The sequence below is a fragment of the uncultured Legionella sp. genome, from assembly GCF_937871865.1.
GTDB lineage: Bacteria > Pseudomonadota > Gammaproteobacteria > Legionellales > Legionellaceae > Legionella.
Window position 1 is genome coordinate 1 of record NZ_CALMPD010000098.1, and the last position, 2621, is coordinate 2621.

Here is a 2621-nt window from a genome sequence, read left to right on the forward strand (position 1 = left end):
CGGTATCGCAGGAATCGGGCTCTGAGCGGGATTCCTGGATACCGTGGTCAAGCCAGGGTAATTCAGTGCATTATTTGAGGCGCTTTTTCCTCTTTCGAATTACCGCGGCTTGACCGCGGTATCCATAGATTTTGTTTGAAGCAAGCTTCTCAATACTGTGGCCAAGTCGTGGTAATTCGGCACTGCTCTTTGTGAAAAGTATATAATACTCTTGTTATTTTTAATCATTTTTATTGAGCAAAGAGATAACTTTTTAATAGTACCTTTAACCATTCATTTTAATTGTTAACTAACCAAGTTAAAATTTGACTTAATGGAATAAAAATTGGATATTATTGCAATCTTAATAGACTAATGGGTATTAATAATGTCCCAGCACAATAAATCAGAAGTAAAAAGTTCATTTATACGTTGGTATTACAAATCTTCTGTTCTTTTCTCTTCGCATCCATCCAAAGCATGGGATGAAAAAATGGCCGATCCGATCATGGATGTCGCAATTGCCAGCAGTAGGGAAGTGAAACGATTATGCAAAAAAACAGAAGCAAAAATTACTGCTGAATATGTTGATTTATTAGATTTCCAAATACGTGATGCATTTCAGAAACTTAATCGAAGTGATATTGCCAATCCTTCCGGTTTTTCTAATATTGAACGTGCCAGCCCAGAGTTGGAACATTTCTTTCAGTGCCGAAAAATATTTGAAAAGTTTATTGCCGATGACATTTGTGGACATAGTGATAAAAACGCTCAGATAAGAGCTTTTACACGATGGGTATCAATTACCAACTCACTACTGAAAAGACATAACTATGATGCCGCCTGTATGGTTTTGCTTCGCCTGTCGCAGATAGACACTAGATTGCATTTAGATAAAAATCTTCCTGAAAGTACACAAAAAAAGCTCCACTACCTCAATACTTTGATTTCTCCTTCTAAAAATTTTAAAGCGATGCGTGATTACATCAGATCACATCATAGCCAAAATGATTTGCCGCCAACCTTCCTTATGTCAAAAGATATGACTTTTCTTAATGAAGCACTGGGGGATGATAAGAACCTGGCAAGTAATGAAATTACCAAAGAACACCCTTCATACAGCAATATTGTGCGTAAAGAACAAATTCTTGATGGGTTATTTAATAAGAAGAAAGGGCCGAAGGCATGTTCCGGGCGACTCACTGCATTGTTTAAGGCGATTCGCGAAGAATACTTGCAACAGCAGTTGTTATCCGTAGACGATAACTTGCCTCCCAGACCAGAAAGACAAAAGCAATCTGCTGATGTTATTCCTCTGAGCAGGGTGGAACAGCCATTGCCAGATACAGAACAATCAGGTTCTTCGAGCAAACTAATGAACACTCCAGGAGCAACTGACGAGGCAACTGTGATAAAAGAAACTGAGGAAAAAACGACAGAACAAAAGCAATCCCCAAAACATTCAGAACGTCCTCAGAATTATGCAAAAAATTTATTTAATTTGTCTTTTTTCAGCAGCTCAGAATATTGTGTTCAAGAGGTAATACGTACAGTAGTTCCTCTCCTTAAGTTTTAACGAACGAGCAATCAATAGGGGCGTATGTCGCCCCATTATTTCAAGCACAGTTTGGTTCTCTTCTATACTGGGTTATAAGGACATAACGATGAGTAGTATTTTTTGTATTGGTGGAGCCAATATTGATTTAAAATTGAAATCTTCCAACGCTCTTTTATTGCATACATCAAATCCCGTTTATTCAAATTCTTCCTTTGGTGGGGTTGCGCGCAACGTGGCGCATAATCTGGCTAAAGTAACTTCAAATGTTCATTTACAGTGTATTGTTGGTGATGATGCTTCTGGAAGGGCATTACTTGAACATATAGGATCATTGGGAGTAAATACGACACATTCCCTGATTGTAAAAGGAAAAAGAACATCCCAGTATCTGGCAGTTCTTGATGAATCTGGTGAGTTATTCATTGGTCTTGCTGATATGAATATCTATGATGAAATAGATGATGAGTTCATTACTGCGGCATGGAGTTCCTGGAGCAGTCAAAGTTTGGTTTTTCTCGATACTAATTTACCCTCAAGTGTTATTGATTTGATTTTGAAGAGAGCAGTAGATTTGGATGTCAAAATTTGTATTGATCCAGTTTCGGCTGAGAAAGCAAAAAAAATTCCTTATCAACTGGATGCTGTTTTTCTCTTAAAACCAGATGTACAGGAGGCGAGTATCCTAAGTAATATGCCGATTAGAACTGTTAAGGATTGTTTTACTGCTGGCCGCAAGCTGCTTAAGCGCGGTGCTAAAAACATTGTAATCAGTATGGGCAATTTAGGTTATGTTCTAGTCAATGATACTCATGAGATTCATATGCCTGCTTTGGAAGTTGACTCTATTGTGGATGTGAGTGGTGCGGGAGACGCTTTTGTCTCGGGAATATTATTAGGATTGCAGCAGAATAAGGGGATACTGGAATCGTGCACTATGGGCGCCAAATCTGCAGCCCAGACCATCCAATCAGTAGATACGGTCATCTGCTAATTACTCGTATACCGCCTTGCTAATGCGAACTAAGAAGTGCCCGTATTAGACGAAGTCGTAATACGGGAGCAGGATCTTGGCACGGCTACTTGG

General features: G+C 39.0%; 2 protein-coding genes. Both read left to right on the forward strand.

The features are described from left to right. The first annotated feature begins 367 nt into the window (after nucleotides 1-367). Nucleotides 368-1555 (forward strand): RasGEF domain-containing protein, encoded by a 1188-nt coding sequence (locus Q0495_RS05675; RefSeq protein ID WP_298623999.1) that lies wholly within the window; start codon nucleotides 368-370, stop codon nucleotides 1553-1555. An 88-nt stretch (nucleotides 1556-1643) separates the two neighbouring features. Then, nucleotides 1644-2528 (forward strand): carbohydrate kinase family protein, encoded by an 885-nt coding sequence (locus Q0495_RS05680; RefSeq protein ID WP_298624001.1) that lies wholly within the window; start codon nucleotides 1644-1646, stop codon nucleotides 2526-2528. The last annotated feature ends 93 nt before the right edge of the window (nucleotides 2529-2621 follow it).